The sequence below is a fragment of the Devosia sp. Soil_C_22 genome, assembly GCF_057657195.1.
Genome location: NZ_JBDGIY010000001.1, coordinates 983,146 through 1,009,721 on the forward strand (window position 1 = coordinate 983,146; position 26,576 = coordinate 1,009,721).

A 26,576-nucleotide genomic window follows, 5' to 3' on the forward strand; every position below is an offset into this window, starting at 1 on the left:
TGTTACCTGCTGCCGGCGCGGCAATGACTGGCCGCAAGCCCCGGAGCCAATGTGACCGTAATTCAGTTCGACCCCCATGTGAAGCGCAGCCCGGAAGCCTGGGTCGCGCCCGAGTTGGCCGTCATCGTGCCGAGCTATAACGAGCGCGAGAATGTCGGGCTGCTTTATGAAAAGGTCGGCGCCGCGCTGAGTGGCATCCCGTTCGAGTTCATCGTCGTTGACGACAACTCGCCCGACGGCACGTCCGAAGTCGTGCGTGAGATGGCGCAGCGTTTCCCCAACGTCCGCGGCATCCACCGCATCGGCCGCCGCGGCCTGAGTTCGGCCGTCATCGAGGGCATCCTGTCGAGCGCGGCGCCGTACTTCGCGGTCATCGACGCCGACCTGCAGCACGACGAATCCATTCTGCCGCAGATGCTGGACAAGGCAAAGGCGGGCGATCACATCGTCGTCGGCACCCGTTATTCCGGCGATGGCAGTGTTGGCGAGGGCCTGTCGAGGGCGCGCGAAGCCGGCAGCCGCTTTGCCACCCGGATCTCGAGCCTCGTTACCGGCCGCAACATGAGCGACCCGATGAGCGGCTTCTTCCTGATGCGCCGCGCCACCTTCGACGATGTGGCGCCGGACCTCAGCGAGGACGGCTTCAAGATCCTGCTCGATATCATCGTCTCGGCCACCCGCTTCCGCGCCAACCAGGGCAAGCAGCTGCGCATCGGCGAAGTGGCTTACACCTTCCGTCCGCGCCATGCCGGCGAAAGCAAGATGAGCCCGATCATCGTCGTGCAGTTCCTGGGGCTGATCGTCTCGAAGCTCACGCGCGGCCTGCTCCCCACCAGTTTCCTGCTGTTCGGACTCGTCGGCGGCTTCGGCGTCATCGTCCACATGGGCACGCTGTGGATCGCCCACGAGCGGCTCGGGCTCGATTTCGTCTGGGCCCAGACGTTGGCCACGCTCATCGCCATGACCTTCAATTTCATGCTCAACAACGAGCTGACCTATGCCAGCAAGAAGCTGCGTGGCTGGCGCTACCTCACCGGCCTCCTCAGCTTCTATGCCGTATGCTCCATTGGCGCCCTGGCCAATGTTTCTGTCGCAAGCTGGATTTACGCCTTCGACGGACAGTTCTATATCGCGGGCTTGCTCGGCGTTCTGATGAGCGTCGTTTTCAACTACTCGGTCACCAGGGTCTTCACATGGCGGTAAGCGCAGAACTCGAAATCAAGCTCCGCCGCACCGGCGGCGTCGGCCCCAACACCAAGTGGGACTGGTCGCTGGTCGACGCCGAAGGCAATGTGGTCAAGAAGGGCTCGGCCCTGGGCGAAGAAGCCAAAGCTTTCGCCACGGCGAAGAAGGCCCGCGAGAAGCTGGCGCAGGGCTGATAATTCTCCGGTCTAGGGCCGGGTCCGTCTGATCGCGAGTGCTCTAGTCCTGCCGGACTTCCGGAAGGCCTTTCCGGCCAGCCAGGATAAAGTCGGGCACGGCACCATCCCGCACGATGCGATGGAGCAGACGTTGTATGATGTCTTCAACGGTAAGGCCGCGTGCTGCCAACACCTCGATGGCTTTGTCTAGAGCCCTCTGATCGATGGTCGTCTCGACAAGCTCGGTGGCTGGCATCTGAATCCCTTCCCAAGAGATACGTCATCTGACGACAGACTGGCAAAGGATACAATAGCCCGCCGTGCCCCTAAGCCGCGCCCTTGTTGCCTTCTAGCTCGGCCCAGGCCTGCCGCTTGCGATAGATCGTCGAGGGGCTGAGCTCCAGCGCCTGCGCCGCCAGCGTGATGTTGCCGCCGAAGCTCGCGATCGCTTCCTCGATGATGCGCTGCTCCTGCCGCCACATCGGCAGCACTGCCGGCCGCATCGAGTCGGCCGATACGTCGCCGGCCTGTTCGAAGATCTCGACGATCCGGCGCGCCAGCCCGTCGAGATACTCCGAGCCGCCGGCCCAGTCGCGGGCGACGAGCGCCAATACGTCCTGCAGCTGCCCCGAGGCATCGACCAGCCCGGCGAGCTGGCCCTCGACCTCCACCGGCCGCTTCAGCGCGGCGGCGATCTCCCGGCCATGCCGTCGCGCCAGCTCCGCCAGCCGGGCGAGCAGCACCGGCCCGTCGATCGGCCGCGCCACGTGGTCGTGCGCGCCGGCGCTGAGCGCCGCGAGCGTCGCCGTCACCGAGCTGCCGTCCGACAGCGCCACCACCAGCGCGTTCGGCGCCAGCCGCACGAGGCGGGATACCGCCGCGTCGGTGTCGCTGAGGTCGGCGAGGCTCTCGAGGTCGACGAGCAGCAGGTCGAACGCCGCACTGCGCAGCAGTTCCACCGCATCACGGCCGCTGCGCACGGCGATCACGTCGGGATCGGCGGCGAGGGCGAGCGCCAGCGAGTCGGCAAGCGCCATCGCGCTCGCGACGTCCTGGTCGACGAGCAGGATACGGACAACGTTCTCATCCCCGAAGCCGGTGGCAGGCATGGAGGAAGCTTTCCAGGCGGTTGATTGCTCAATGGAGTGTTGACGAACTCGGTAAACAAACCGTTTGGATTTGACGCGATGGGTTAGCCACAGCTGCCTCCGCTGGTCGCCTTCCGGCCGTGACATCGCGATGCTAAGAGGAATCGGCGTCGAATCCGGGCCAAATGGGAGAGCGAGCGGACCGTGCAGGGCCTCGTCTACATCTTCATCGGCCTTGCGACCGTCGGCGTCGCCGCGGCGGCCTATTTCGGACTGACCTTTTCGCCCATCGAAGCCTTCGTCACCGCCATCGCCTTTGGCGCCGTCGCGGTCATGCTGATGGAGCGCCGCCTGCGCCAGCGTTCGGAAGCGCGGCTCGAGCGCGCCGTCGAGGATCTGGCACGCCTGCTCTCCACCGATGCCAAGGCCGGCCAGGTGCTGAGTCAGCGCGTCAATGCCATTGCCGATGCCAATGTCGGCAGCCGCATCGACGCTATCGAGGCCGATATCTCGGTGCTCGGCACCGTCACCCGTCAGCTCGCCGAGGCCATGGCCGATTTCGAGGAGGGCCAGCGCCAGCCGGGGGCAGGGACCACCGCCCTCGTTCGCGCCGACGCGGAAGCCGAGCCGGTCGTGGCCGATATTTTCGACGAGCCGCTGATCCCGGAGGCCGAGCTCCGTCGCGCCCTGGCCGAAAACCGTCTCGTCTTCCACATCGAGCCGGTGGTAACGCTGCCGACGCGCAAGCCGGTGGGCTATGATCTGGTGCCGCGCCTGATGCAGGACGCAGGCGGCCTTGCCGACGCGCCCGACTTCATGCCGCGCCGCGGCGGCGAGGACCTGGTCCGCCGCATCGAGGCGCTCGCCCTCGACGAAGCCGTCACCATCGCCCGCCGCGCCCGCACGGCCGGTGCGCCGATCCGCCTGCATCTGCCGCTGAGCCGCGCCACCATCCTCGACAAGAAGGCGCTCGCGCAGGTGGTCGCGACCCTCGTCGCCAACCAGGCGATCACCGCCTCGCTGATCTTCTCGCTGCCGCACGGCGAGTACAGGCCGCTGGGCCAGCCCGAAAAGCGTGCGCTCGGCGAGTTCAGGAAATGCGGCGCCGGCTTCGTGCTCGACAACGCCACCTCGCTCCGCATCGATTTCGCCGAGCTCGAGGGCCTCGGCTTCGATACCGTCCGCTTCGACGCCACCCGCTTCCTCACCATGCCCGAGACGCTCTCGGACCTCTATACCGGCGACATCGCCCCCTACGCCAAGCGCTTCGAGATCGCGCTCTGCGCCACCGGCGTCCACGACGAGCAGCAACTCCTCAGCCTGTTCGAGGACGGCATCGCCCTGGTCCAGGGCCCCCACATCGGCCGCCCCGGCCCCGTCCGCGCCGACCTGCTCGGCGAACAACGCCGGGCCTGAGCCACCGGCCTCTCCAAATCCTCCCCCGCGGGGCGGGGGAGGGGGACCGGCGTAGCCGGTGGAGGGGGCGGCCCAACCCACCGGCTGTCACCCTGCGAAGCAGGGCTCCAGCGCTCCTCCCGCGCTGGCGGCGCGATGGATTCCTGCGTTCGCAGGGATGACATCCCGGGTGTGATAAGGGCGCGAAGCCTGTTATTGCCACCCTACGAACAACCCCGGACCTTCCCGATGCTCCCTCTCGACGGCCTCGGCGCCATTGCCTCCCGCTACGACGCCATCCTCTCCGACGTCTGGGGCGTCATCCACAACGGCGTCGCTGCCCACCCGACTGCCGTCGAGGCGCTGGTGAACTATCGCAAGCACGGCGGCCGCGTCGTCCTCATCACCAATGCCCCGCTGCGCGCCCCGATCATCGTCGGCATGCTCGACAGGCTCGGTGTCCCTCGCGACGCCTACGACACCATCGTCTCCTCCGGCGACGCCACGCGCGTGCTGCTCGCCGACTATCGCGGCAAGGCCGTGCACTATGTCGGCCCCGCCGACAATGATGGCGGCCTGTTCGACGATCTCGATATCCGCCTCACCGGTCCCGAAGAGGCGAGCGCCATCGTCGTCACCGACCTCGAGACCGACGACGACACGCCCGACATGTACAATGACCGCATCACGCTCTGGCTGAGCCGCAACCTCAAGCTCATCGCCGCCAACCCCGATCGCGTCGTCGAGCACGGCGATCGCCTCATCTATTGCGGCGGCGCGCTGGCCGACCTCTACGAAGCCCGCGGGGGCATGATCGTCATGGTCGGCAAGCCCTACAAGCCGATCTACACCGAGGCCCTGCGCCTCGCCGAAGTCGCCGCCGGTCGTCCGCTCGATCGCTCCCGCATCCTCGCCATCGGCGACTCGGTGCGCACCGACGCCATCGGCGCCGCCGGGGCCGGGCTCGACCTGCTGTTCATCACCGGCTCCATCCACGCCGCCGAGCTGGACGCCTTCGGCAAGCCCGACCCCGCCGCCATCCGCGCCCTGCTGCAGCCCAGCGGCGCCAACGTCGCCGGCTTCATGGCCAAGCTCGGCTGGTAGCAGAGGCAGGCTCGATGCCCATCTCTCCCCTTGCGGGAGAGAAAGCGATTTCTTGGGCTTAGTTCTTGCTAAGCCTTAGAAATCGCAAGAGAGGGGGTGTGGCGGGCACGGCGGCTCCCAAGACCCCCTCTCTGCTGCGACTAACTCGCTGGCGCTCGTAAGTCTCGCGTCTCCCCCGCCGAGGGGGAGAGGGAAGGGGTGCGTGTCGCGGCCCCACGCCCCCGCATACCAGCCACCACCATCGTCGCCTTGCAACGCTGCCGCTTTCTTGCCATATCGCCTTCACTTTCAAGGCGGGTGCGGATTTGGCTTTCATCAGGCTCGCGGGGCTCGACCATGTCCCGGCATCGCTCAAGGGCGCCATGGTCGCCATCGGCAATTTCGACGGCTGCCACCGTGGCCACCAGCACGTCTTCCGCGCGCTGAAGGCCCGCGCAGCCGCTGCCGGCGTGCCCGCGCTGGTCCTCACCTTCGAGCCGCACCCGCGCGACGTGTTTGCGCCCGAACCCTTCATGTTCCGGCTCACCTATGCCGACCACAAGGCCGAGATCGCCGAGGCGCTCGGGCTCGACGGCATCGTCGTGATGCCCTTCTCGCTCGAGTTCTCGAAGATCGAAGCGGAGGATTTCGTTACCCGCTTCCTCGTCGGCGCGCTGAATGTGAAGGGCGTCGAAGTCGGCGCCGATTTCCACTTCGGCTACCAGCGCAAGGGCACCCCGGCTTTCCTCAAGGATGCCGGCCAGCGTCACGGCTTCGACGTCGAGATCCTCGATATGCTCGACGAGGGCGACGACCACATCTCGTCCTCCCGCATCCGCGCGCTGCTCGGCGAGGGCGATGTCGCCGCCGCTGCCCAGCTGCTCGGCTATCACTGGTTTCTCGCCGGCCCGGTGGTGAAGGGCGACCAGCGCGGCCGCGAACTCGGCTTCCCCACCGCGAACGTCCCCACCCCTACCGGCTTCGGCCTGATGCAGGGCGTCTACGCCGTGCGCGCCAAGCTGGGCAACCGCCTGCTCGATGGCGTCGCCAGCTACGGCAAGCCGATGTTCAACAACGAGCGCCCGCCCTTCGAAACCTGGATCTTCGATTTCGACGAAGACATCTACGGCCAGACGCTGGAAGTCGCCCTGCTCGGAACCGTCCGCGGCCAGGAGAAATTCCGCGGCCTCGACGAGCTGATCGCAGCGGTGAACCGCGACGCAACGCAGGCACGGCATCTGCTGCAGGCGACGCTGCCGGTGTCCGAACTGGACGAAAAGCTCGGGTTCTTCCGGTAGCCATCCGGGAACACCGCTCGCGCCGCCGTCGCCTCCCTCCCCCTTGCGGGGAGGGATCGAGGGTGGGGGTGGCGCCGTGCGTCGCTGATGGACCCCCACCCCCGCCCCTCCCCGCAAGGGGGGAGGGGAGCTCGGCTCCAGCCGGACAGCCCCCGCACCGGCATTTCCCCTTTCACCCATCGCCCCCGCTTGCTAAAAGCCCCCACCTTTCCCATTCCATCGATCGATGACGATGAACGACACTGCTCAAAGCGGCGCGGACACTGATTACAGCGCGACGCTCTTTTTGCCCGAGACCGAGTTCCCCATGCGCGCCGGCCTCCCCGCCCGCGAGCCTGATTGGCTGAAGCGCTGGGAAGACATGGATATGTATGCCCGCCAGCGCGCCGCCGGGCAGGGTAAGCCCGTCTTCACCCTGCACGATGGCCCGCCCTATGCGAACGGCAACATCCATATCGGCCACGCGCTGAACAAGATCCTCAAGGACCTCGTTTCGCGTTCGAAGACCATGCTCGGCTACAACTCGGCCTACGTGCCGGGCTGGGATTGCCACGGCCTGCCCATCGAGTGGAAGGTCGAGGAACAGTACCGCGCCAAGGGCAAGAACAAGGACGACGTCGAGATCAACGAGTTCCGCGGCGAGTGCCGCTCGTTCGCGCAATACTGGGTCGATACCCAGCGCGAGGAATTCAAGCGCCTCGGCGTCATCGGCGATTGGGGTAACCCCTATCTCACCATGAGCTTCGACGCCGAAGCCCAGATCGCCCGCGAGCTGATGAAGGTCGCCGCCTCCGGCCAGCTCTATCGCGGCTCCAAGCCCGTCATGTGGTCGGTGGTCGAGCGCACCGCGCTCGCCGAAGCCGAAATCGAATATGCCGACTACGAGAGCGACACCATCTGGGTGAAGTTCCCCATCCACTCGGCCAACGGCGCCTTCGGCACCGGCTCGTTCGAGGATTTCGGCTCGTCCTACGTCGTCATCTGGACCACCACCCCGTGGACCATCCCGGCCAACCGCGCCATCAGCTATTCGAGCAAGATCAGCTACGGCCTCTACGAGGTCACCGCCGCGCCCGAGGGCAACTGGGCGTCGAAGGGCGAGAAATACGTCCTCGCCGACAAGCTCGCCGCCGACGTCTTCCAGAAGGCCAAGGTCGAGACCTTCGTTCGCCTGCACGATGTCGATTGCAGCAAAATCGTCTCGACCACGCACCCGCTGCGCGGTCTCGGTGGCGGCTACGCGTTCGAGGTCCCGCTCCTCGATGGCGAGCACGTCACCGATGACGCCGGCACCGGCTTCGTTCACACCGCGCCGGGCCACGGCCTCGACGACTTCGGCATCTGGATGGAATCCGGCCGCCATCTGCAGTCGCTCGGCATCGATACCGCGATCCCCTACGTCGTCGACGACGCCGGCTATTACACAGCCGCCGCCCCCGGCTTCGAGGGCGCCCGCATCATCGACGATGCCGGCAAGAAAGGCGACGCCAACAACCGCGTCATCGCCGCGCTGGCCGAGCGCAACGCCATGGTCGCCCGCGGCCGCGTGAAGCACCAGTATCCGCATAGCTGGCGGTCGAAGAAGCCGATCATCTACCGCAACACCCCGCAGTGGTTCGTCTACATGGACCGCGACATCATGGGCAAAAAGGGCGACACCCTGCGCGCCCGCTCGCTCGCCGCCATCGACGCCACCAAGTTCTACCCGCAGGCCGGCCAGAACCGCCTGCGCTCGATGATCGCCGACCGCCCCGATTGGGTGCTGTCGCGCCAGCGCGCCTGGGGCGTCCCCATCGCCGTGTTCTACAACGAGGCGACCGACACCATCCTCAAGGACGAGCTGGTCAACGAGCGCATCGGCCAGGCTTTCGAGGAAGAGGGCGCCGACGCCTGGTTCAAGCCCGGCGCCAAGGACCGCTTCCTCGGCAATGCCGTGCCCGATCCCGAGAACTGGACCAAGATCGACGACATCCTCGATGTCTGGTTCGAGTCCGGTACCACGCATAGCTGGGTGCTGCGCAACCCGCAGAAATGGCCGGATATGCAGTTCCCGGCTGGCATGTATCTGGAAGGCTCCGACCAGCACCGCGGCTGGTTCCACTCGTCCCTGCTCGAAAGCTGCGCCACCAACGGCTTTGCGCCCTATGCGAGCGTCCTGACGCACGGCTTCACCCTCGATGGCGAGGGCAAGAAGATGTCGAAGTCGCTCGGCAACACCGTCGCCCCGCAGGACGTCATCAAGCAGTACGGCGCCGATATCCTGCGCCTCTGGGTGGCCCAGTCCGACTATTCCGACGATCTCCGCATCGGCAAGGAGATCATCAACACCACCGTCGACAGCTACCGTAAGCTCCGCAACACCATCCGCTGGCTCATCGGCAACCTTGCCCATCGCAAGGCCGAGGAAACCGTCGACTATCGCGACATGCCCGAACTCGAGCAACTGGTGCTGCACAAGCTGAAGTCCCTCGATGGCCTCGTGCGCGACGCCTACAACGAGTACGACTACAAGCGCGTCGTCGCCGCCCTGTCGAACTTCATGAACATCGACCTGTCGGCGTTCTATTTCGACATCCGCAAGGACGCGCTCTACTGCGACCCGATCTCCTCGGTCCGCCGCCGCGCCAGCCTGACGGTGCTCGATCACGTCTTCGACGCGCTCACCGCCTGGCTCGCGCCCATCCTCGTCTTCACCATGGAAGAAGCCTGGCTCGAGCGTCACCCCGGCGCCGATTCCTCGGTCCACCTGCGCGAGTTCCCGGTGCTGCCGGACAGCTGGCTCGACGACAAGCTCGAGGCCAGGTGGGAGGAAATCCGCGAAGTCCGCAAGGTCGTCACCGGCGCCCTCGAAATCGCCCGCCGCGAAAAGACCATCGGCGCCTCGCTCGAAGCGGCCCCGAAAGTCTACATCGCCGACGAAAAGCTCGCCGCCGCCGTCCGGGGCACCGACATGGCCGAAATCTCCATCACCTCCGATATCGAAGTGATCGAGGCCGAAGGCCCGGCCGACGCGTTCCGCTCCGAAGAAGTCCGCGGCGTCGCGGTGGTCTTCGCCAAGGCCGAAGGCAACCGCTGCGCCCGCTCGTGGCGCATCCTGCCCGAAGTCGGCACCGACAAGGACTTTCCGGACCTCAGCCTCCGCGACGCCCAGGCCATGCGCGAACGCCGGGCGGCAGGGCTGTAAGCCCAGTGTTCTTGGCCACCCCCCTCCCAACCTCCCCCACAAGGGGGGAGGTGTCGCTCCGTGGTCATGGCACCATCCAGCCCCACGCACCTCTTCACCTCCCCCCTTGTGGGGGACTTCGAGCCGTGCCGAAGGCAAAATCGCTCCAGTGGAGCGATTTTAGGGGAGAAGGCCATGAGAGCTACGCTCGAATGGCGAGGGAGGGGGCCGTCTCTATCGGTCCCACCCTGACCAGGCACCAGCCTCTCCTGATCCTCCCCCGTGCAACGGGGGAGGGGGACCAGCGAAGCTGGTGGAGGGGGCGACCACAAACGCCGGCGCGCGCAGCCGACCTCTCATCCGCACTCCGGGCACCTTCTCCCACAAGGGGAGAAGGCAGGACGGTGCCATGCTGACCCGCCCCCACCTCATCGCCTCGCTGCTCGTCGGCCTGTTCGCGTTCGCCCTCGACCGCCTCCACAAGCACATCCAGGTCAGCGCCGACTGCATCGGCGCGGCGCCCTCGGTGTGCCTCGATTACGTCGTCGGCTACATCCCCAACGAGCCCACCGGCTGGCGCGGTGGCGAGGTCGTCCGCGTCACCGATTTCTTCGATTATGTCCTCGTCTGGAACCGCGGCGTGTCCTACGGCCTGCTCGACGGCCTGCCGGTCTGGGCCCTGGGCGTCATCGCCGTCGTCGCCATTGCCGCGCTCTTTGTCTGGTGGGCCCGCACCACCGATGTGCTGGTACGGTTCGGCCTGATGCTCGCCATTGGCGGCGCCGTCTCCAATGCGCTCGATCGTGTGCTTTACGGCGCCGTTGCAGATTTCTTTCACTTTCATTGGCAGGATTGGTCATTCTACATCTTCAACATCGCCGATATGGCGATCACGCTGGGGGTGTTGCTGCTTTTCCTCGATTTCGTCGGGGTTGGTCGGCGCAAGAAGGGCTGATCGCAAAGGTGCCTCATTCTGGCCTTACGGCCTGCCATGGATTATAAGGCCCGCAACTTGGCCGAGCGGGTCAGGGGAACAAGGGAAGTCTCTATGCTGAGTGGTTTGACTGGGCAGCGGCCCCGTTTCAGTGCCGTAACCCGGGGCGGCTTGCTGGCCCTCGGCCTGGTGCTGAGCGCGGGACTCAGCGCCTGCACCACCGTCGAAGGCACCAATGCCATGGTCGACGTCGGCACCTTCGAGCGCGAGGTCGCCATCGAATCGATGAAGGGCATGGGCATGCTCGAGCGCGAGGGCAAGGACGAGAACCTCGCGCCGCGCGGTCCGCTGGTCATGCCCAAATCTGCTTCGCTGCCGCCCCCGCAGACCTCAACGGCCGTCGCGTCGCTGCCGGTGGATTCCGCCAAGGTCACCATCAATTCGACCGGCCTGTCCGACGCCGAAGCCAAGCGCCTGAGCAAGGCTCGCGTCGTCGATGGCTTCACCCCCGGCGGCCGTCCGCTCACCCAGGCCGAGATCCAGCAGCTGACCGCCCGCTTCCAGGGCACCTACCAGGTCAAGGATCGTCCGCTCTATCTGCCGCCGGCGGAGTATTACTTCACCTCGGTCAAGGGCCAGGACACCGTGTGCCTTGCCAAGAACGGCGATCTGGTGCCGCTCAACGACCCCGCCTGCCCGCCGGAGCTGCGCAAGGCTCTCGCCAGGAACTGATTTCCAACTCGAAAGATGCGCTGCTGATGCCGTCATGGGACGGCCAGCCCGCAGGAGTTACGACATGACTGATGTATCCGCCATTCCCGCGGAGGGCGACCGCCTTGCCAAGGTCATCGCCCGTTCCGGCCTCTGCTCCCGTCGCGATGCCGAAGGCTGGATCAAGGATGGCCGCGTCACCGTCAACGGCCGCAAGGTCCTGACCCCGGCCTTCAACGTCACTGCGTCGGACAAGATCAAGGTCGATGGCACCCCGCTCGCCGCCCGCCAGGGCACGCGCGTCTGGCTCTACCACAAGCCCGCCGGGCTCGTCGTCACCGAGAAGGACCCCGAGGGTCGCCCCACCATCTTCGAGGCGCTCGACGAAAAGGGCCTGCCGCGCGTCGTTTCGATCGGCCGGCTCGACATCAACACCGAAGGCCTGCTGCTCGTCACCAATGATGGTGGCCTGAAGCGCGTGCTCGAACTGCCCGCCACCGGCTGGCTGCGCCGCTACCGCGTGCGCGCCTTCGGCTCCGTCACCCAGGAACAGCTCGATACGCTCAAGGACGGCATTGAGATCGACGGCATCCAGTATGGTCCGATCGAAGCCATTCTCGAGCGCAACCAGGGTTCCAATTCCTGGCTCGTGCTCGGCCTGCGCGAAGGCAAGAACCGCGAGGTCAAGAACGTCCTCGGCGCGCTCGGCCTCCAGGTCAACCGCCTCATCCGCGTCAGCTACGGCCCGTTCCAGCTTGGCGATCTCGCCGAAGGCGAGGTCGAGGTCGTTGCCGCCCGCGTGCTCAAGGAGCAGCTCGGCAAGCGCCTCGCCACCGAAGCCGGCGCCGATTTCGACAGCGACATGCCCGAGATCGCGGCCGCCCAGAAAAAGCGGGCCGCTGATCCGCGAGTGCGCGCGGCTGCGCCCGGCACCGAGCTCAAGAAGCTCTCGCCACGCAAGACCCAGAACCGTTTCCGCTTCGAGGACGACGACACCGAAGCCGCGCGCGAGGCCGCCTTCGAGGATCGGCCGCGCCAGGATCGCCCCGGCGGCCGCTTCACCAAGCGTCCGGCCCGGCCCACCAAGGAGCGCAAGCCCGAGATGCCGCGCGACGAGCGCATCGTGCATTTCGAGGACGGGACCTCCACCACCATCGAGGTGAAGCCGCAGCGCGGCCCCCGCCCAGAAAAGCGCTGGGACCCCGACGACAGCTCGGCCCGCAATTTCGGCCGTCCCGCCCACCACGACGAGCGTCCCGCTCGCGGCCCGCGCGGTCCCCGTCCCGAGGGCGACGAGCGTCCGGCCCGCAAGTTCGGTGATAAGAAGCCGTTCGGCGACAAGAAGCCATTTGCCCGTGGCCCGCGCGAGGACGGCGACCGTCCCGCGCGCGGTGGTTTCGGCAAGAAGCCTTACGCGCCGCGTAACGCCGAAGCCGGCGATCGTCCGCCCCGCAAGTTCGGCGACAAGCCGTTCGGCAGCCGCCCGCCGCGCGCCGACGGTGACCGCCCGGCTCGCAAGTTTGGTGACAAGCCATTTGGCAATCGTCCGCCGCGCGAGGATGGCGATCGTCCGTCCCGTGGCGGCTTCGGCAAGAAGCCCTACAGCCCGCGCAATGCCGAGGCCGGGGCAGGGGATCGTCCCGCCCGCTCCTGGGGCGACAAGAAGCCCTACGGTACCCGCCCTCCGCGTGACGGCGGCGACCGTCCGGCCCGCTCCTATGGCGACAAGCCGCGCAGCTTCGGCGGCAAGCCGGGTGGCGGCAAGCCCTTCACCGGCAAGCCCGGCGGCCCTCGCCCCGGCGGCGACAAGCCGCGTGGCCCCCGTAAGCCGCGCGCCTAGCCCATGCGCATCGTCGGCGGCAAGTTCCGCGGCAAGGCGCTGCTGTCGCCCACCGACGACAGCATCCGTCCCACCTCCGATCGCGCCCGCGAGTCGATGTTCAACATCCTCGCGAGCCGCATCGGCGTGCATCTCGATGGCATCAAGGTGCTCGATCTCTTCGCCGGCACCGGCGCCCTCGGCCTCGAAGCCATCTCCCGCGGTGCCACCAGCGCCGTCTTCGTCGACACCGGCGCTGAAGCCCGCGGCCTCATCCGCGACCACATCGAAGCCTTCGGCATCGCCGGCTACGCCAAGCTCCTCCGCCGCGACGCCACCGCCCTCGGCCCTGCGGGCACCATGGGCCCCTTCGACCTCGTCTTCCTCGATCCGCCCTACAACAAGGGCCTCGGCGAGCAGGCGCTGGCCTCGCTGCGGGCAGGGGACTGGCTCGCCGATGGCGCAACGATCGTGCTGGAGGACAGCGCCGAGGTCGAACTCGCGCTCCCGCCCGGCTTCGAAATCGACGACCGCCGCGAATACGGTGCGGCGGCGGTACATTTCATCCGTCTGGTGTAGACCCCTCATCCGGCGCTACGCGCCACCTTCTCCCCGACGGGGAGAAGAATACCGCCGCCGCGGTGGCCACCTCTATTCCTCTCCCCGTCGGGGAGAGGGTGGACCGGCGCAGCCGGGACGGGTGAGGGGTCTACCGCGTCCGCCCGAACAACCGCTCCATGTCCGCCTTCTTGAGCTCCACATAAGTCGGCCGCCCATGGATGCACTGCCCCGAATGCGGCGTCGCCTCCATCTCGCGCAGCAGCGCATTCATCTCTTCGAGCTTCAGCCGCCGCCCCGACCGCACCGAGCCGTGGCACGCCATCCGCCCGATGATCGCCTCGAGCCGATCGGCCAGTGCCGCCGCCGAGTCCCACTCCGCCAGTCCGTCGGCGAGGTCCTGCACCAGCCCAGCCACGTCCGGCTGCCCGAGCAGCGCCGGTGTCTCGCGCACCGCCACCGCCCGCGCCCCGAACGGCTCCAGCACCAGCCCGAGCTTGTCCAGCACCGGCGCCGCCTCCGCCAGCCGCGCCACGTCGTCCTCCGGCAGCTCGATCACCACCGGGATCAGCTGCAGCTGGCTCACCACCGGCCCCGCCGCCATCTGCGCCTTGAACCGCTCATACACCAGCCGCTCATGCGCCGCATGCTGATCCACCAGCAGCAGGCTGTCGCCATTCTGCGCCACGATGAAATTATCAAACATCTGCGCCCGCGCAGTGCCGAGCGGATACTCGACAGGCTCCACCACCGGAACAGGCTCATTGTACCGCGCACTCGGCTCCGCAAAGTCAGCAAAGTGCAGGGAGGTTGCAGTCGGGTTTCCCTCCCCCTTGTGGGGAGGGGGGACCATGCGGAGCATGGTGGGTGGGGGTGCCCCACGCGCCGGCTCCACCACCCGCCCCTCAAACTCCGGCACCCGAAACGCCCCTGCGATATCCTCACCGACAGTGGAAGCCGCCCGATGCCCCGCCGCCGCCAGCGCATCCCCGATCGCCCGGATCACCGCGCCACGTACCGCCCCGGCATCGCGGAACCGCAATTCCGCCTTGGTCGGATGGACGTTCACATCCACGTCCGCCGGGTCCACCGCAACGAAGATCGCCGCCACGGCGAACCGGTCGCGGAACACGAAATCGGCATAGGCCGCCCGCATCGCCCCCATCAGCACCTTGTCGCGCACCGAGCGGCCATTGACGAAGAAGTACTGGCTCAGCGAATTGGCCCGCGTGTAGGTCGGCAGCCCGGCGAGTCCCGTCACCACCATGCCATGCCGCATCGTCGCCAGCGACACGGCATTGTCGCCGAAATCGGCGCCCATCACGTCGCCCAGCCGCGCCCTGAGCGCCCCTTCGCCCTCGCGCGCCGGCCAGTTCGAGGCCGTCCGGTCCGCGCCCTCGAGCACGAACTGCACCCCCGGGTTCGCCATCGCCAGCCGCTTGACGATATCGGTCACCGCCGCCGCCTCGGCCCGCTCCGATTTGAGGAATTTCCGCCGCGCCGGCACATTGGCGAACAGTTCGCGCACCTCGACGATGGTGCCCCGGTTCATCGCCACCGGCGTGGGCTTGCCCTTCATCCCGTGCCGCACCGTCAACTTCAGCCCGCTCGCATCCTCGGCCCGCCGCGAACTGATCGTCAGTTCCGCCACCGAGCCGATCGACGCCAGCGCCTCGCCGCGAAACCCAAGCGTGCGGATATCGTCGAGCCCGTCATCGGCCAGCTTCGATGTTGCATGCCGCTCCACCGACAGCTTGAGGTCGGCCTCGTCCATGCCGACGCCATCATCCTCGATGCGAATGAGGCTCTGCCCGCCGCCCGCCGTGGTGATCGCCACCCGCCGCGCCCCGGCATCGATGGCATTCTCCACCAGCTCCTTCACCACGCTCGCCGGCCGCTCCACCACCTCGCCCGCGGCGATGCGGTTGATCAGGTCTTCGGGCAGCTGACGAATGGGCAAAGGGCGATTCTCCTGAAGGTGCAAAATACCGCTACCCTTGGTGGTTGTCCCCCTCATCCGGCGCTACGCGCCACCTTCTCCCCGACGGGGAGAAGAATACCGGATAGTGCGGCGATCGCCCTATTCCTCTCCCCCTCGGGGAGGGGGTGGATCGCGCAAAGCGCGAGACGGGTGAGGGGTGTGAGCCACCGACCAACGATGCTAAACACCCCCCCATGCCCACCCCCATGGACCAGGCCCTCGCCCTTGCCGCCGAAGCCGCCGCCGCCGGCGAAGCTCCGGTCGGCGCCGTCATCCTCGACGGCACCCGCGTCCTCGCCGCCGAGCGCAATCGCATGCGCGAGCTTGCCGACCCCACCGCCCATGCCGAGTTCCTCGCCATCCGCACCGCGCTCGCCGTCCGCGGCACCGGCCGTCTCGATGGCTGCGATCTCTATGTCACGCTCGAACCCTGCGCCATGTGCGCCGGCGCCATCGCCCACACCCGCCTCCGCCGCCTCTACTACGGCGCCGAAGACCTCAAGGCCGGCGCCGTCGACAACGGCATCCGCCTGTTCGAAACCCCCACCTGCCACCACCGGCCCGAGGTAATCGGCGGAGTAGGGGCGAGCAAATCGGCCGAGTTGCTGCGCGAGTTCTTCAAGGGCTTGCGCTGAGCTCTCCGTGATCCACCCCTGCGCAGCGGGGGAGGGGGACCAGCGAAGCTGGTGGAGGGGGCGGCCGGAGGCATCATTACGTGCGGCACCCCCACCCACCGCCTACGGCGGTCCCCCCTCCCCACAAGGGGGAGGGAGACCCGACTGCAAGCTGACCGGGTGCGGTTGCCCACTGATTTCCCTCCCCCTTGTGGGGAGGGGGGACCCGCGGAGCGGGTGGGTGGGGGGGCCACGCACCGGAGGCCGTCACAGCAGCGCCGCCCCTACCGCTCCTCCGCCCGCATCGTCTCGCCCGCATTCTGGATGAACGCCTCCACGCGCCGCTCCAGCGCGCGCTTGAAGTTGTCCTTGTCCTTTTCGACATGCGCCACGATCTCGCGCACCCGCCAGAATTCCAGCGCCCCGAAGCTGTTGAGGTGCGGCCGTGCATACACGTCCGGCGGATAGGCTGCCATCATGTGCGCCGTCAGCGAATGCATCATGATCTGCGCCGAGCCGAACCACACATCGACGATATTGTGGTTGGTCTTGGTCAGCTGTTCGGATGGATCGCCGTTCACGTCGATGCCGACGAGTATGTCGGTATCGGCCGCCGCCTGGTCGAGCGGCAGCGGGTTCACCACGCCGCCATCGACCAGCAGGTGGTTGGCGAACGGCACCGGCTTGAACAGCCCGGGAATGGCGAGCGAACCCGCCACTGCATTGCGCAGCGGCCCTTCCGAAAACACCGCCTGGTGCCAGGACTGGAAATCCGTCGCCACCACGTAGAACCTGGTCTTCAGGTCCCTGAACTCGTGCGGGAAATTGTCGGGCAGGAAGGCATCCACCACCTGGCACGCGTCGAGTTGCACGCCGAAGCCGAGCTGGAAGAAATTGCCCAGGTTGCGCACCTGCGCGCCCCACAGCCGCCCGGCGATGATACGGATCGTGCCCAGCACCGCGAACGTATGCTCGCGCAGTTCCGCCCCGCTCATGCCATTGGCCCAGCCCGAGCCGATCAGCGCGCCGATCGAGGTGCCGGCGATCACATGCGGCTTCAGCCCCAGCTCGTCCATCGCCTCGATGAACGGGATATGTGTCAGCCCGCGCGCCGAGCCGCCGCCCAGCGCCACGCCGATGCGCGGTTCCACGCCGGCCGGCTTGGGGTGGTCGCGATACTCGCCGCGCAGCCGATCGACAATCTCCTGCCCCCGTCGCTGCAGCGGCGTGAGTGGATCAGGCTGTTTGATCACGTGGGTCACGATAAGGAGTTAGGATGCTCTGAACCCCTTTAAAAGAGGTTAGGCGGGCTTGAGTTCCCGCTCCACCGCCCGCCAGCCGATATCGCTGCGGCAAAAGCCCTCCGGCCAGTCGATCTTGTCGATCGCTGCATAGGCCGCCTCGCGCGCCTCGCCGACCGTCGCGCCCAGCGCCGTCACGTTCAGCACCCGCCCGCCATTGGCGATCAGCTTGCCGTCCTTCAGCGCCGTGCCGGCATGGAAGACCACGAGACCGGGGTCGTCGAGTCCATCGACACCCTTGATCTCGCTGCCTTTTTGCGGGTCCACCGGATAGCCCTTGGCCGCCAGCACCACGGTCAGCGCCGCCTCGTCGCTGAACTCCGGCGTCACCCTGTCGAGCGTACCGCGCGCGGTTGCCTCCAGCAGCTCCAGCGCATCCGACTTCAGCCGCAGCATCAGCACCTGCGTTTCCGGGTCGCCGAAGCGCACATTGTATTCGATCAGCTTCGGACCGGCCTTGGTCACCATGACCCCGGCAAACAGCACCCCGGTGAACGGTGTACCGCGCTCGGCCATGCGGCGGATCGTGGGGAGGATCATCTCCTCTTCCACCCGCGCCGTCACCTCCGGTGTCATCACCGGGGCCGGGGAATACGCCCCCATGCCGCCCGTGTTCGGCCCGCGGTCGCCGTCCCACACCCGCTTGTGGTCCTGGGCGCTGGGCAGCATCACCACGCTCTTGCCGTCGCACAACGCAAAGATCGAGGCTTCCTCGCCCTCGAGATACTCCTCGATCACCACCACCGAGCCAGACTCGCCGAACGCACCCGAGAAACAGTCGCGCACCGCGTCGGCCGCTTCCTCCATCGTCATCGCCACGGTCACGCCCTTGCCGGCCGCCAGCCCATCCGCCTTGATCACGATCGGCGCGCCCTGGTCATGCACATAGGCGAGCGCCTCGCCCTCGTTCTCGAACCGCGCATAGCGCGCCGTCGGCACCCCGGCCTCGTCGCATACCGCCTTGGTGAACGCCTTCGATCCTTCAAGCTGCGCCGCGGCCTTGCTTGGCCCGAAGCACAGCAGCCCCGCCGCCCGCACATCGTCGGCCAGCCCCGCCACCGCCGGCGCATCCGGCCCGATCACCACGAAATCGATCCGCTCGGCTTTGGCGAATGCCACGACGGCCGCATGGTCGGTGATATCCACCGCCACGTTCTCGGCAATCTCCGCCGTCCCGCCATTCCCCGGCATCACGAACAGCTTCTCGCACCGCGGCGACTTCGCAATCGCCCACGCCAGCGCATGCTCCCGACCACCCGATCCGACTACCAAGATGCGCATGCGATCCAACTCCGAAGTTGCGGTGATCGCCTTCTCCCCTTGTGGGAGAAGGTGCCCGAAGGGCGGATGAGGGGTGGCCAGGATCACCGATCTCTCCTGATCCTCCCCCGCGCGGCGGGGGAGGGGGACCAGCGCAGCTGGTGGAGGGGGCGACCACACGCGCCGAACTTGCGGCCCCATAGCATCTCCCCAAGTCCGCCACCACCCTTGACGGACTCACCAAATCCCCGCACCTCTCCCCCATGGCCGCGCCCTTCACCAACGCTCCCGAATTCACCGTCTCCGAGCTGGCCGGCGCCGTGAAGCGCGCCGTCGAGGACGAGTTCGGCCATGTCCGCGTGCGTGGCGAGATCTCTGGCTTCCGCGGCGTCCACTCTTCCGGTCACGCCTATTTCACCCTGAAGGACGAGAACGCCTCGATCGACGCGGTCGTCTGGAAGAGTTCCTGGCCGCGCCTGACCTTCAAGCCCGAAGAGGGCATGGAGATCATCGCCACCGGCCGGATGACCACCTTTCCGCGCTCGTCGAAGTACCAGATCGTCATCGAGCAGATCGAACCGGCCGGCGCCGGAGCGCTCATGGCGCTGCTCGAGGAGCGCCGCAAGAAGCTCGCCGCCGAAGGCCTGTTCGCCGCTGACCGCAAGCGCGAGCTGCCCTACCTGCCGCGCACCATCGGCGTCATCACCTCGCCCACCGGCGCGGTGATCCGCGATATCCTGCATCGCATCTCCGACCGCTTCCCGCGCCGGGTCATCGTCTGGCCGGTCCGCGTCCAGGGCGAAACCGCCGCCGCCGAGGTCACCGCCGCCATCGAGGGCTTCAACCGCTTCGCTCCCGATGGTCCGATCCCCCGCCCCGACGTGCTGATCGTCGCCCGCGGCGGCGGCTCGATCGAAGACCTCTGGGGCTTCAACGAGGAGATCGTCGTCCGGGCGGTCGCAGCGAGCCGCATCCCGACCATCACCGCCGTCGGCCACGAGACCGACACCACGCTCGTCGACTACGCTTCCGACCACCGCGCCCCGACCCCGACCGCCGCCGCCGAAGCCGCCGTCCCGGTCCGGGCCGATCTCATCGCCTATGTCGATGAACTCGGCCTGCGCCAGCGCCAGGCCACCCGCCGCACCGCCGGCCAGTATCGCGACCGCCTGCGCGCCGCTGCTGCCGGCCTGCCGCGCCCGCTCGATCTCGTCGCCTCGGCCCGCCAGCGGCTCGATCACGCTGCATCCAATCTCGGCGCCGCCCTCCGCCATACCGGCCAGCGCAAGCGCATCGCCTATGAGCGCGTCACGGGCCGCCTCTCGCCCAACACGCTGCGCAGCGAACTGCGCAACCTCGCGGCGCGCCTCACGCCCGCCGGCACGGCGCTCGAACCCGCCATGCGCCGCATCATCGACCAGCGCCGACACCGCCTCGAGGCGGTGAGCAAGTTGCTGGATGCGGTCAGTTATCGCAACGTCCTCGAGCGCGGCTTTGCCATCGTCACCGACTCGCAGGATCGCATCGTCAAGAACGCCGAGCAGGTCCAGCTCGGCGAGAGCCTCAACATCGAGGTCGCGGTCGGCAAGATCGGCGTCACCGTCGGCGGCTCAGCCCGTCCCCGCCGCCGCGTCAAACCACCCCCGGGCGAGGACCCGCAGGGCACACTGTTCTAGCCCTCTTGATCCTCCCCCGCGGGGCGGGGGAGGGGGACCAGCGAAGCTGGTGGAGGGGGCGGCTAAACGCACAGTCATCTCCAATCTGAACAAACGTTCAGATCCCGTTCATGACCATGGCAGGCAGGCGGTGTTTCAATGGCAGAGCAACTGCCCTATACTGGCAGCCACCATGAATATCTTCGACAAGAGCTTCAGCCCGTCCGAAGCGCAACTGCGCTACCTCGATGCCGACTATGTCGTGCTGCGCCCCGGCACCTTCGTCCGCTGCGCCATCACCGGCGTCCCTATCCCCTTGGACGAATTGAGCTATTGGAACGTCGACCGGCAGGAACCCTACGCCAACGCCCAGGCCGCCCACGAGGCCTACCAGCGCCACGGCCTCACGCCCAATCGTTAAGTCTCTGAATTATCAGTAGATTTAGACGATGTCAGGAACGCGAGGATCGTCACGGTCATGAACGCGTACTGCACCGTGTGGAACTCGAATCCGATCATGATGATCGTCAGCTGGAAGGCTGCATAGCCCGCGCACAGCACCAGCGCCAGATACAGCCGCGGCACGAACTGGCCATCCCGCGGCGTCCAGAACACCGCCACCACCGGCGCCACAGACAGGATCACGAAGCTGATTATGCCGGGAATTCCGGCACTTACGGCAAAGCTGAGCAGTCCATTGTGCAGATGCCGGAAGTTGCGCACCCGCTCGAGATAGGCCGGATCGACATAGGGCTCGATCACACTCACCATGTGCTCCCAGCCATAGCCGAGCAGTGGCGCGCGCAAAAACGCCTGCAACCCGCCCCAATAGAGCACCAGCCGCTCCTTGGTTTCCTCGTCCACCGGCCCGCCGGAGAGCACGTTTCCGGCATCGGTGAAACCGCTCAAGGCCCTGTGAAATCCCAGCAATTTGGCGCCGATCAGGGTCAGCGCACACGCCGCGATCATCCCCCCGATGGCCCATAGCAGCAGGCGCCGATCCCGCGCCATCACGAGCCCGACTCCGATCGCCACGACCGCCAGCACCGGAGCTGCCACCAACGCGCCGCGCGTCCCGCCCAGCACCGCCGCCGTACATCCCATGATCGGCCCTGCCAACAGCAGCAGACGCCCGCGTGCACCCGGCACGAACAGCCCGACAAGTGCCAGAAAACCCAGCAAAACCGCGGTATCGGCAAACTGGAACGCGCTCATCAGCGGCTGCCCGGCCCGTGGTTGATCCAGCACGGCCACCTGCACCAGCGCGACGACGAGCGCGACAAAAGTGCCGGCAAGCGCCAGCCACCCGAGGATTGCCGCCCCATCGGCCCGCCCGGCTCGCTCCAGCTGCCAGCGGAACGGAATGGCCAGCAGCAGGGGTGCAAAATTGAAGGCATAGAGCAGGTCGGACGGCTGCCGCGCTGTCACCGCGAAGGCGAGTCCGGGCAGGATGGCCGCAACCAGCAGCATCAGGTCGATGGGGTTGCGGCTGCGATCATGAAAGGCCGTGCGGATCGAGGGAGTCGCCACCGCGACGAGCGCGAGGAGCAGCACGAAATAGGTCATCAACCGGCCGGTAATGCAGGGCAGGGCGAATAGCACGACCACGACGCCGAGGGTGGAAAGCCGCACGTAGCCGGGCTGTGCGCCCGTCGCTACCGCTGCGCCGGACATCAGCCGCGCACCCGCGCCTTGGCGATCTCGTCGAGTTGCTTCAGCTCGGTCACCAGCCCCTCGATCTGGTCGAGCGGGATCATGTTGGCGCCGTCGGATGGGGCGTTGTCCGGGTCCTCGTGGGTCTCGATGAAGACGCCCGCCACGCCCACCGACACGGCGGCACGGGCCAGCACCGGCGCATATTGCCGCTCGCCACCCGACGATTCGCCGCGGCCGCCGGGCTGCTGCACCGAGTGGGTGGCATCGAAGATCACCGGCTTTCCGGTTTCGGCCATGATCGGCAGGCCGCGCATGTCCACGACCAGCGTGTTGTAGCCGAAGCTCGTGCCACGCTCGGTCAGCAGCACGCCGGAGGCGCCGGAGCTGTCCAGCTTTTTGGCCACGTTCTTCATGTCCCAGGGGGCGAGGAACTGGCCCTTCTTGACGTTCACCGCCCGCCCTGTCTCGGCGGCAGCGACGAGAAGGTCGGTCTGGCGGCTGAGGAAGGCCGGAATCTGCAGGATATCGGCCACTTCCGCCACCGGCGCGCACTGCTCGCGCTCATGGACGTCGGTGGTGACCGGCAGCCCGGTTTCCTGCTTCACCGCCTCGAGGATACGCAGGGCTTCGTCCATGCCGAGCCCGCGATAGCTCGAAGCGCTGGTGCGGTTGGCCTTGTCGAACGAGGATTTGTAGACGAGCGGAATGCCCTGCCGCTCCGCCAACCCGGCAAGGAACGTCGCTGTCTTCAATGCATGATCGCGGCTCTCGATCACGCAGGGGCCCAGGATGAACGCGAGCGGAAGGCTCGAACCAAAAGCGACGCGGCCCTTGGGGGCGTCGATGAATACGTGCTGCATCAAAAAAGACCCACATCGCCGGGTGTTTCGCCCGGCCGCATATCCCATCCGACCAATCGGAATTGTCCGCCCACGAGCTCCACCAGACCATAGCTTCCGGTCCGGATTTTGGCGCTTTTCACATTATCCCCAGCCCTGAGTCCCAGCGCCGCCAACGCAAAGCGCGCCGCGCCATTGCTGGTGACGAGCAGGATCGTCCCATCAGGCATTGCTGCCGCGGCCTCCTCGGCGAACGCCCGCCATGCCGGCACGCGCCACTCGGCCCCGACCTCCCAGCCTTGCGGCGAGATCAACTGACTGTCCCAGAGAGCGATCGCTTCCTTGCCAATGCGAGCTATGACGTCGGCCTCGGCCTGGTCCTCGTCCGGACCGTGGTCGACCTCGGTCAGAAAGCTCGCCGGCTCGATCCGACCTCCGTCGCCAACGATAGCTGTGGCCGTCATCCGCGTGCGCTGCAGCGCACTCGACAGCACCCGGTCGAAGCGGATGCCATTTGTAGCAAAGTGCCGTCCCAGCGCATCGGCCTGCGCGATGCCGGCGGCAGTGAGCGGTAGGTCCGTTCGGGCACCGATCCGGCGCGGTGTCTCGCCCGCCTCGAACGTGTTGCCGTGCCGGACGATCACTAGCCGCGTCATGCGCGCCACTCGACGAAAGGATCGCCGTGCTCGGCGATCAGCCGCTCGGCACGTTCGGCGTCAGCGGGGCTGTCTACCCCGCTCATGGTGATCTGTGCCGGCGGCACGATCACCGCGCGGATGTCCAGCCCGAGCTCGATGAGCCGCAACTGCTCCAGCCCCTCGAGCTGCTCATAGCGCGAGGGCGGCGCCGCTTCAAAGGCTTCGAGCGCGGCGCGGCGATAGCAGTAGAGTCCGATATGCTGCAGCACCGGCGAGAGCGGCCCGGCCGCGCGCAACTCGGCTTCCTTGCGCATGAATGGCAACACGGTCTTGGAGAACCATAATGCCCGCCCGTCCGGCGCGCGGATACACGTCGTGCCGCTTGCCGGCGTCGTGCGCTTGTGCGCGATCAGCGCATCGAGCCGGGTCCAGTCGAGCTGCACAACCGGCGTTGTCACATCCGCCGCCGAAGCCCGGGCCGTCCGAACGATCTCGACGATATGCGCCGGCGCCGTGAAGGGGGCGTCGCCCTGCAGGTTCACTACGAGCTCAGCCGAACCGCCAATCGCCCGCAAGGCCGCCAGTGCCCGCCCGGACCCCGAAGTGATATCCGGCGAGGTCATCACCGCCCTCAGCCCGAGCTCGGTGGCCTTGTCGAGGATGCGCCGGTCGTCGGTCGCGACCAGCACCTCGGCGTCGCCAAGCTCTCGCGCGGCGCTCGCCGCAATCGCCGCGACTCGTTCCAGCAGAAGGCGACCGGCAATGGGGTGCAGCGGCTTGCCGGGCAGGCGGGTCGAGCCGTAGCGGGCCGGGATGACGATGAGGTCGGTCACCCTCAGGCGAGTCCGACGCGGAGGCAGTCGTGCAGGTGCACAATGCCGACCGGGCGGCGACCATCGAGCGCGAAGATCGCGGTGATCCGTGGCGTCAGCACAGTCATCTGGCGCAGGGCCTCGCTGAGCAACGCCTCGCCGTCGATGACGCGCGGATTGGTCGTCATCACGCTGGCCGCTGACGCGTGCAGCAACCCATCGGCCATGTGCCGGCGCAGGTCGCCATCGGTGATCACGCCGACAAGCTGCCCGTCGGCATCGACCACGCCGGTGCAGCCAAAGCCCTTCGAGCTCATCTCGAGGATCGCATCGGCGACGCTCGCGTCCGCGACAACGAGTGGGAGGCCCTCGCCTTGGTGCATCACCTCGCCCACCGTCAGTAGCGCGCTGCCCAGCGTGCCGCCGGGATGGAACACGTGGAAATCGGCAGCCTTGAAGCCGCGGCGCTTGAGCAGAACTACCGCCAGCGCATCGCCGAGCGCCGCCATCATTGTCGTCGACGTCGTCGGCGCCGCGGTGACGTCACAGGCCTCGGGCGCATCGGGCAGGGCGACGACAATATTCGCCGCGCGTCCCAGCCGGCTGTCGGCCCGCGCCGTGATCAGCGCCAGCGGAATGGCGAAGCGCGCGCAATAGTTGGCCAGGTCCTCGAGTTCGGCTGTGCCGCCGGATTTGGAGAACATCACCACGACATCTGAAGTGGTGATCATCCCCAGGTCGCCATGGCTGGCGTCGCCGCCGTGCACGAACTGCGCCGGCGTGCCGGTGGAAGCGAGCGTCGCGGCGACCTTGCGGGCAATATGCGCGCTCTTGCCGACGCCCGAGAGAATGACGCGTCCGGGCGCCCGCTGGATCAGCTCGACCAACGCCACGAACGAGCCATCGAGCGACTGCGCCAGCGCCTCCAGCCCCTCTATTTCGATACGTACGGCCGCCCGGGCCTCATCGAGGCTCAGCTGCTGTAGTCGGGCGTCGTTGGCGATTGGGTAGCGCACGGTAGGGCCGGGTCCGCGCCTTGCTGAAGACATGCGGCTGCCTTAGCAGCAATCGGCTCGCCGTCGCAAGGTTGTGCGCCCCTCGCCGACCGGCTAGTCACAAGGCGGAACAAGGGAGCCGGGCTCGCGTGAAGCGGAGCGTGCCGTTCAGATGGAAGCTTTACGGGGGGCTCGTCGTAGCGCTCTCGTGGCTCCACTACGCCGTGCTTTCGCGTTTCGGCAAAAGCGACGAGGGCGGTGCGGACTGGTTCGGCAAGCGGCTGCAGCCGGCGCTGCCGGCACCCGCGCGAGGTCGGCGCATCTGGATCCACGCGGTCTCGGCCGGAGAGTCGAAGGTCGCCGAGCTGTTGCGCCAGCGCTTGTTGGCCCGCGATCCCGGCCTCTCGGTCGTCCTCTCGGCCACCACCTATTCGGGCTACGACCGTGTCCGCGCGATCGCCGGTGACGAGTCCAGCTTCATCATGCCGCTCGACACACTGGAGGCACAGCGTCGCGTGCTTCGCGAGGTGAGGCCGGACCTGCTAGTCCTCGTCGAGTCCGAGTTCTGGCCGGCTCAGTTCGCCGCCGCTGCAGAAGCCGGCGTTCCGGTCGTGGTGGCCAACGCCACCATGTCGCCGCGCAGCTTCGCCCGCCACCAGCGCAACGCTGCAGTCGCGAAACGGACGCTCCTCAGGGCCGATCGCATCTATGCACAGAATGACATCATCGCCGGCCGCTATGCCGCGCTTGGCGTGCCGCACGAGCGGATCACGGTAACGGGCAACCTCAAGCTCGTCCCGACGCGGGCAGGCGCAACCGTCGCAAAAGCGTCCCCGCCGCTGATCGCCTTCGGCAACGTGCACCGCGACGAGCTTCCGGCACTGGCGCCGGCCATCGCCGCCCTCCGAGCGGCGCGGCCCGAGCTTTGCCTGGTCCTCGTCCCGCGCTATCCCGGCCGGATTCCGGGCGAGGTGCTGAGTTCCAGCCTTGGCGTACAACTGCGCATCATCGATCACATCGGTGAGCTGGCGGAAGCCGGCCCGTTGGTTTGGCTCGATGAAATGGGGACTCTCGCAGGCGTCTATGCCCAGGCAACGGTCGGTGTCGTTTGCGGCACCTTCGCCAACCTCGGCGGTCATGATCTGTCCGAGCCCCTGCATGCCGGCGCCGCCAGCATCTGCGGCCCGGACATTTCCCGTCAGCTACCGATGCATGAGGCTCTCGCCGCCCTCGGCTGCGCGACACAGGTGGGGGATGCGGCAGCGCTCCCCAGCGCCATCATCTCGCTCATCGACGATGCGTCGCGCCGCGAAAACATGATCGGCGCGTTCCGACAGGTCTCAACCGCTGCCGAGCGGCAACTCGACGCGCTGGTCGCGGACCTGCTGGCCCAGATCGGTAAGCGCGGCTGATGC

General features: G+C 67.3%; 24 protein-coding genes. 14 read left to right on the forward strand and 10 right to left on the reverse strand.

Annotation, left to right across the window (positions count from 1 at the left end; genetic code table 11):
* The first annotated feature begins 51 nt into the window (after positions 1-51).
* Positions 52-1,203 carry a glycosyltransferase gene (locus tag AC3A6I_RS04545; RefSeq protein ID WP_487542047.1) on the forward strand — a complete coding sequence of 384 codons (1,152 nt, stop codon included), beginning with the start codon at positions 52-54 and terminating at the stop codon, positions 1,201-1,203.
* Positions 1,194-1,379: a hypothetical protein gene (locus AC3A6I_RS04550; protein ID WP_487542049.1), complete on the forward strand. Its 186-nt coding sequence runs from the start codon at positions 1,194-1,196 to the stop codon at positions 1,377-1,379. Before AC3A6I_RS04545 ends, AC3A6I_RS04550 begins: the two co-directional genes overlap by 10 nt.
* A 43-nt stretch (positions 1,380-1,422) precedes the next feature.
* Here AC3A6I_RS04550 and AC3A6I_RS04555 read toward each other — a convergent pair whose 3' ends face one another.
* Entirely contained in the window at positions 1,423-1,617 is a 195-nt protein-coding gene (locus tag AC3A6I_RS04555; RefSeq protein WP_487542051.1) for a hypothetical protein, read from the reverse strand.
* Between the two features lie 70 nt (positions 1,618-1,687).
* Positions 1,688-2,470 (reverse strand): helix-turn-helix domain-containing protein, encoded by a 783-nt coding sequence (locus tag AC3A6I_RS04560; protein WP_487542052.1) that lies wholly within the window; start codon positions 2,468-2,470, stop codon positions 1,688-1,690.
* Between the two features lie 183 nt (positions 2,471-2,653).
* Between AC3A6I_RS04560 and AC3A6I_RS04565 the strand changes: the two genes are divergently transcribed.
* The 8 genes from AC3A6I_RS04565 to rsmD all read left to right on the forward strand — a co-directional run bounded on the left by AC3A6I_RS04565 (position 2,654) and on the right by rsmD (position 13,431).
* A complete protein-coding gene (locus tag AC3A6I_RS04565) occupies positions 2,654-3,865 on the forward strand; it encodes an EAL domain-containing protein (protein ID WP_487542054.1) in 1,212 nt (403 codons plus the stop codon).
* 228 nt (positions 3,866-4,093) lie between these two features.
* Positions 4,094-4,948: a TIGR01459 family HAD-type hydrolase gene (locus tag AC3A6I_RS04570; RefSeq protein WP_487542055.1), complete on the forward strand. Its 855-nt coding sequence runs from the start codon at positions 4,094-4,096 to the stop codon at positions 4,946-4,948.
* 305 nt (positions 4,949-5,253) lie between these two features.
* Positions 5,254-6,225, forward strand: a complete 972-nt coding sequence (locus tag AC3A6I_RS04575; RefSeq protein WP_487542057.1) for a bifunctional riboflavin kinase/FAD synthetase — start codon at positions 5,254-5,256, stop codon at positions 6,223-6,225.
* 232 nt (positions 6,226-6,457) lie between these two features.
* Positions 6,458-9,409 carry an isoleucine--tRNA ligase gene (gene ileS / locus AC3A6I_RS04580; RefSeq protein ID WP_487542059.1) on the forward strand — a complete coding sequence of 984 codons (2,952 nt, stop codon included), beginning with the start codon at positions 6,458-6,460 and terminating at the stop codon, positions 9,407-9,409.
* A gap of 388 nt (positions 9,410-9,797) precedes the next feature.
* Positions 9,798-10,343 (forward strand): signal peptidase II, encoded by a 546-nt coding sequence (gene lspA, locus AC3A6I_RS04585; RefSeq protein WP_487542060.1) that lies wholly within the window; start codon positions 9,798-9,800, stop codon positions 10,341-10,343.
* Positions 10,344-10,493: 150 nt separating this feature from the next.
* The gene (locus AC3A6I_RS04590) at positions 10,494-11,054 is read left to right on the forward strand and encodes a hypothetical protein (RefSeq protein WP_487542062.1); all 561 of its coding nucleotides are present in this window, start codon (positions 10,494-10,496) and stop codon (positions 11,052-11,054) included.
* 64 nt (positions 11,055-11,118) lie between these two features.
* The gene (locus tag AC3A6I_RS04595; RefSeq protein ID WP_487542064.1) at positions 11,119-12,873 is read left to right on the forward strand and encodes a pseudouridine synthase; all 1,755 of its coding nucleotides are present in this window, start codon (positions 11,119-11,121) and stop codon (positions 12,871-12,873) included.
* 3 nt (positions 12,874-12,876) lie between these two features.
* Positions 12,877-13,431, forward strand: a complete 555-nt coding sequence (gene rsmD / locus AC3A6I_RS04600; RefSeq protein WP_487542066.1) for a 16S rRNA (guanine(966)-N(2))-methyltransferase RsmD — start codon at positions 12,877-12,879, stop codon at positions 13,429-13,431.
* Between the two features lie 130 nt (positions 13,432-13,561).
* Here the strand turns inward: rsmD and mutL are convergent, their stop codons facing one another.
* Positions 13,562-15,370 (reverse strand): DNA mismatch repair endonuclease MutL, encoded by a 1,809-nt coding sequence (mutL, locus tag AC3A6I_RS04605; protein WP_487542067.1) that lies wholly within the window; start codon positions 15,368-15,370, stop codon positions 13,562-13,564.
* A 215-nt stretch (positions 15,371-15,585) separates the two neighbouring features.
* Here mutL and AC3A6I_RS04610 point away from each other — a divergent pair, with 215 nt between their 5' ends.
* The gene (locus AC3A6I_RS04610) at positions 15,586-16,026 is read left to right on the forward strand and encodes a nucleoside deaminase (protein WP_487542069.1); all 441 of its coding nucleotides are present in this window, start codon (positions 15,586-15,588) and stop codon (positions 16,024-16,026) included.
* Between the two features lie 263 nt (positions 16,027-16,289).
* Here AC3A6I_RS04610 and AC3A6I_RS04615 read toward each other — a convergent pair whose 3' ends face one another.
* Positions 16,290-17,258, reverse strand: a complete 969-nt coding sequence (locus AC3A6I_RS04615) for a patatin-like phospholipase family protein (protein WP_487542071.1) — start codon at positions 17,256-17,258, stop codon at positions 16,290-16,292.
* Between the two features lie 48 nt (positions 17,259-17,306).
* Positions 17,307-18,587, reverse strand: a complete 1,281-nt coding sequence (purD, locus tag AC3A6I_RS04620) for a phosphoribosylamine--glycine ligase (protein ID WP_487542073.1) — start codon at positions 18,585-18,587, stop codon at positions 17,307-17,309.
* Positions 18,588-18,829: 242 nt separating this feature from the next.
* Between purD and xseA the strand changes: the two genes are divergently transcribed.
* Complete coding sequence (gene xseA, locus AC3A6I_RS04625; RefSeq protein ID WP_487542075.1) at positions 18,830-20,242, forward strand: exodeoxyribonuclease VII large subunit; 1,413 nt, start codon at positions 18,830-18,832, stop codon at positions 20,240-20,242.
* 172 nt (positions 20,243-20,414) lie between these two features.
* Positions 20,415-20,642: a DUF2093 domain-containing protein gene (locus AC3A6I_RS04630; RefSeq protein WP_487542077.1), complete on the forward strand. Its 228-nt coding sequence runs from the start codon at positions 20,415-20,417 to the stop codon at positions 20,640-20,642.
* On the opposite strand, the gene AC3A6I_RS04635 is transcribed toward AC3A6I_RS04630, so the two are convergent.
* Genes AC3A6I_RS04635 through AC3A6I_RS04655 form a run of 5 tightly spaced genes read right to left on the reverse strand, consistent with a single transcriptional unit; the run spans position 20,639 to position 25,182 of the window.
* Positions 20,639-21,895, reverse strand: coding sequence for an O-antigen ligase family protein (locus AC3A6I_RS04635; RefSeq protein ID WP_487542079.1), 1,257 nt, complete (start codon positions 21,893-21,895; stop codon positions 20,639-20,641). The genes AC3A6I_RS04630 and AC3A6I_RS04635 overlap by 4 nt on opposite strands.
* Complete coding sequence (gene kdsA, locus AC3A6I_RS04640; RefSeq protein ID WP_487542080.1) at positions 21,895-22,737, reverse strand: 3-deoxy-8-phosphooctulonate synthase; 843 nt, start codon at positions 22,735-22,737, stop codon at positions 21,895-21,897. The genes AC3A6I_RS04635 and kdsA overlap by 1 nt, the downstream gene beginning before the upstream one ends.
* Positions 22,737-23,372 carry a histidine phosphatase family protein gene (locus AC3A6I_RS04645; protein WP_487542082.1) on the reverse strand — a complete coding sequence of 212 codons (636 nt, stop codon included), beginning with the start codon at positions 23,370-23,372 and terminating at the stop codon, positions 22,737-22,739. Before AC3A6I_RS04645 ends, kdsA begins: the two co-directional genes overlap by 1 nt.
* Positions 23,369-24,187 carry a 3-deoxy-manno-octulosonate cytidylyltransferase gene (locus AC3A6I_RS04650; protein WP_487542083.1) on the reverse strand — a complete coding sequence of 273 codons (819 nt, stop codon included), beginning with the start codon at positions 24,185-24,187 and terminating at the stop codon, positions 23,369-23,371. Before AC3A6I_RS04650 ends, AC3A6I_RS04645 begins: the two co-directional genes overlap by 4 nt.
* Positions 24,188-24,189: 2 nt before the next feature.
* On the reverse strand, positions 24,190-25,182 hold the full coding sequence (locus AC3A6I_RS04655) for a KpsF/GutQ family sugar-phosphate isomerase (protein WP_487542085.1): 993 nt from the start codon (positions 25,180-25,182) through the stop codon (positions 24,190-24,192).
* A gap of 128 nt (positions 25,183-25,310) precedes the next feature.
* On the opposite strand from AC3A6I_RS04655, the gene AC3A6I_RS04660 reads away from it, so the two are divergent.
* Entirely contained in the window at positions 25,311-26,573 is a 1,263-nt protein-coding gene (locus AC3A6I_RS04660; protein ID WP_487542087.1) for a 3-deoxy-D-manno-octulosonic acid transferase, read from the forward strand.
* Positions 26,574-26,576 lie beyond the last annotated feature (3 nt).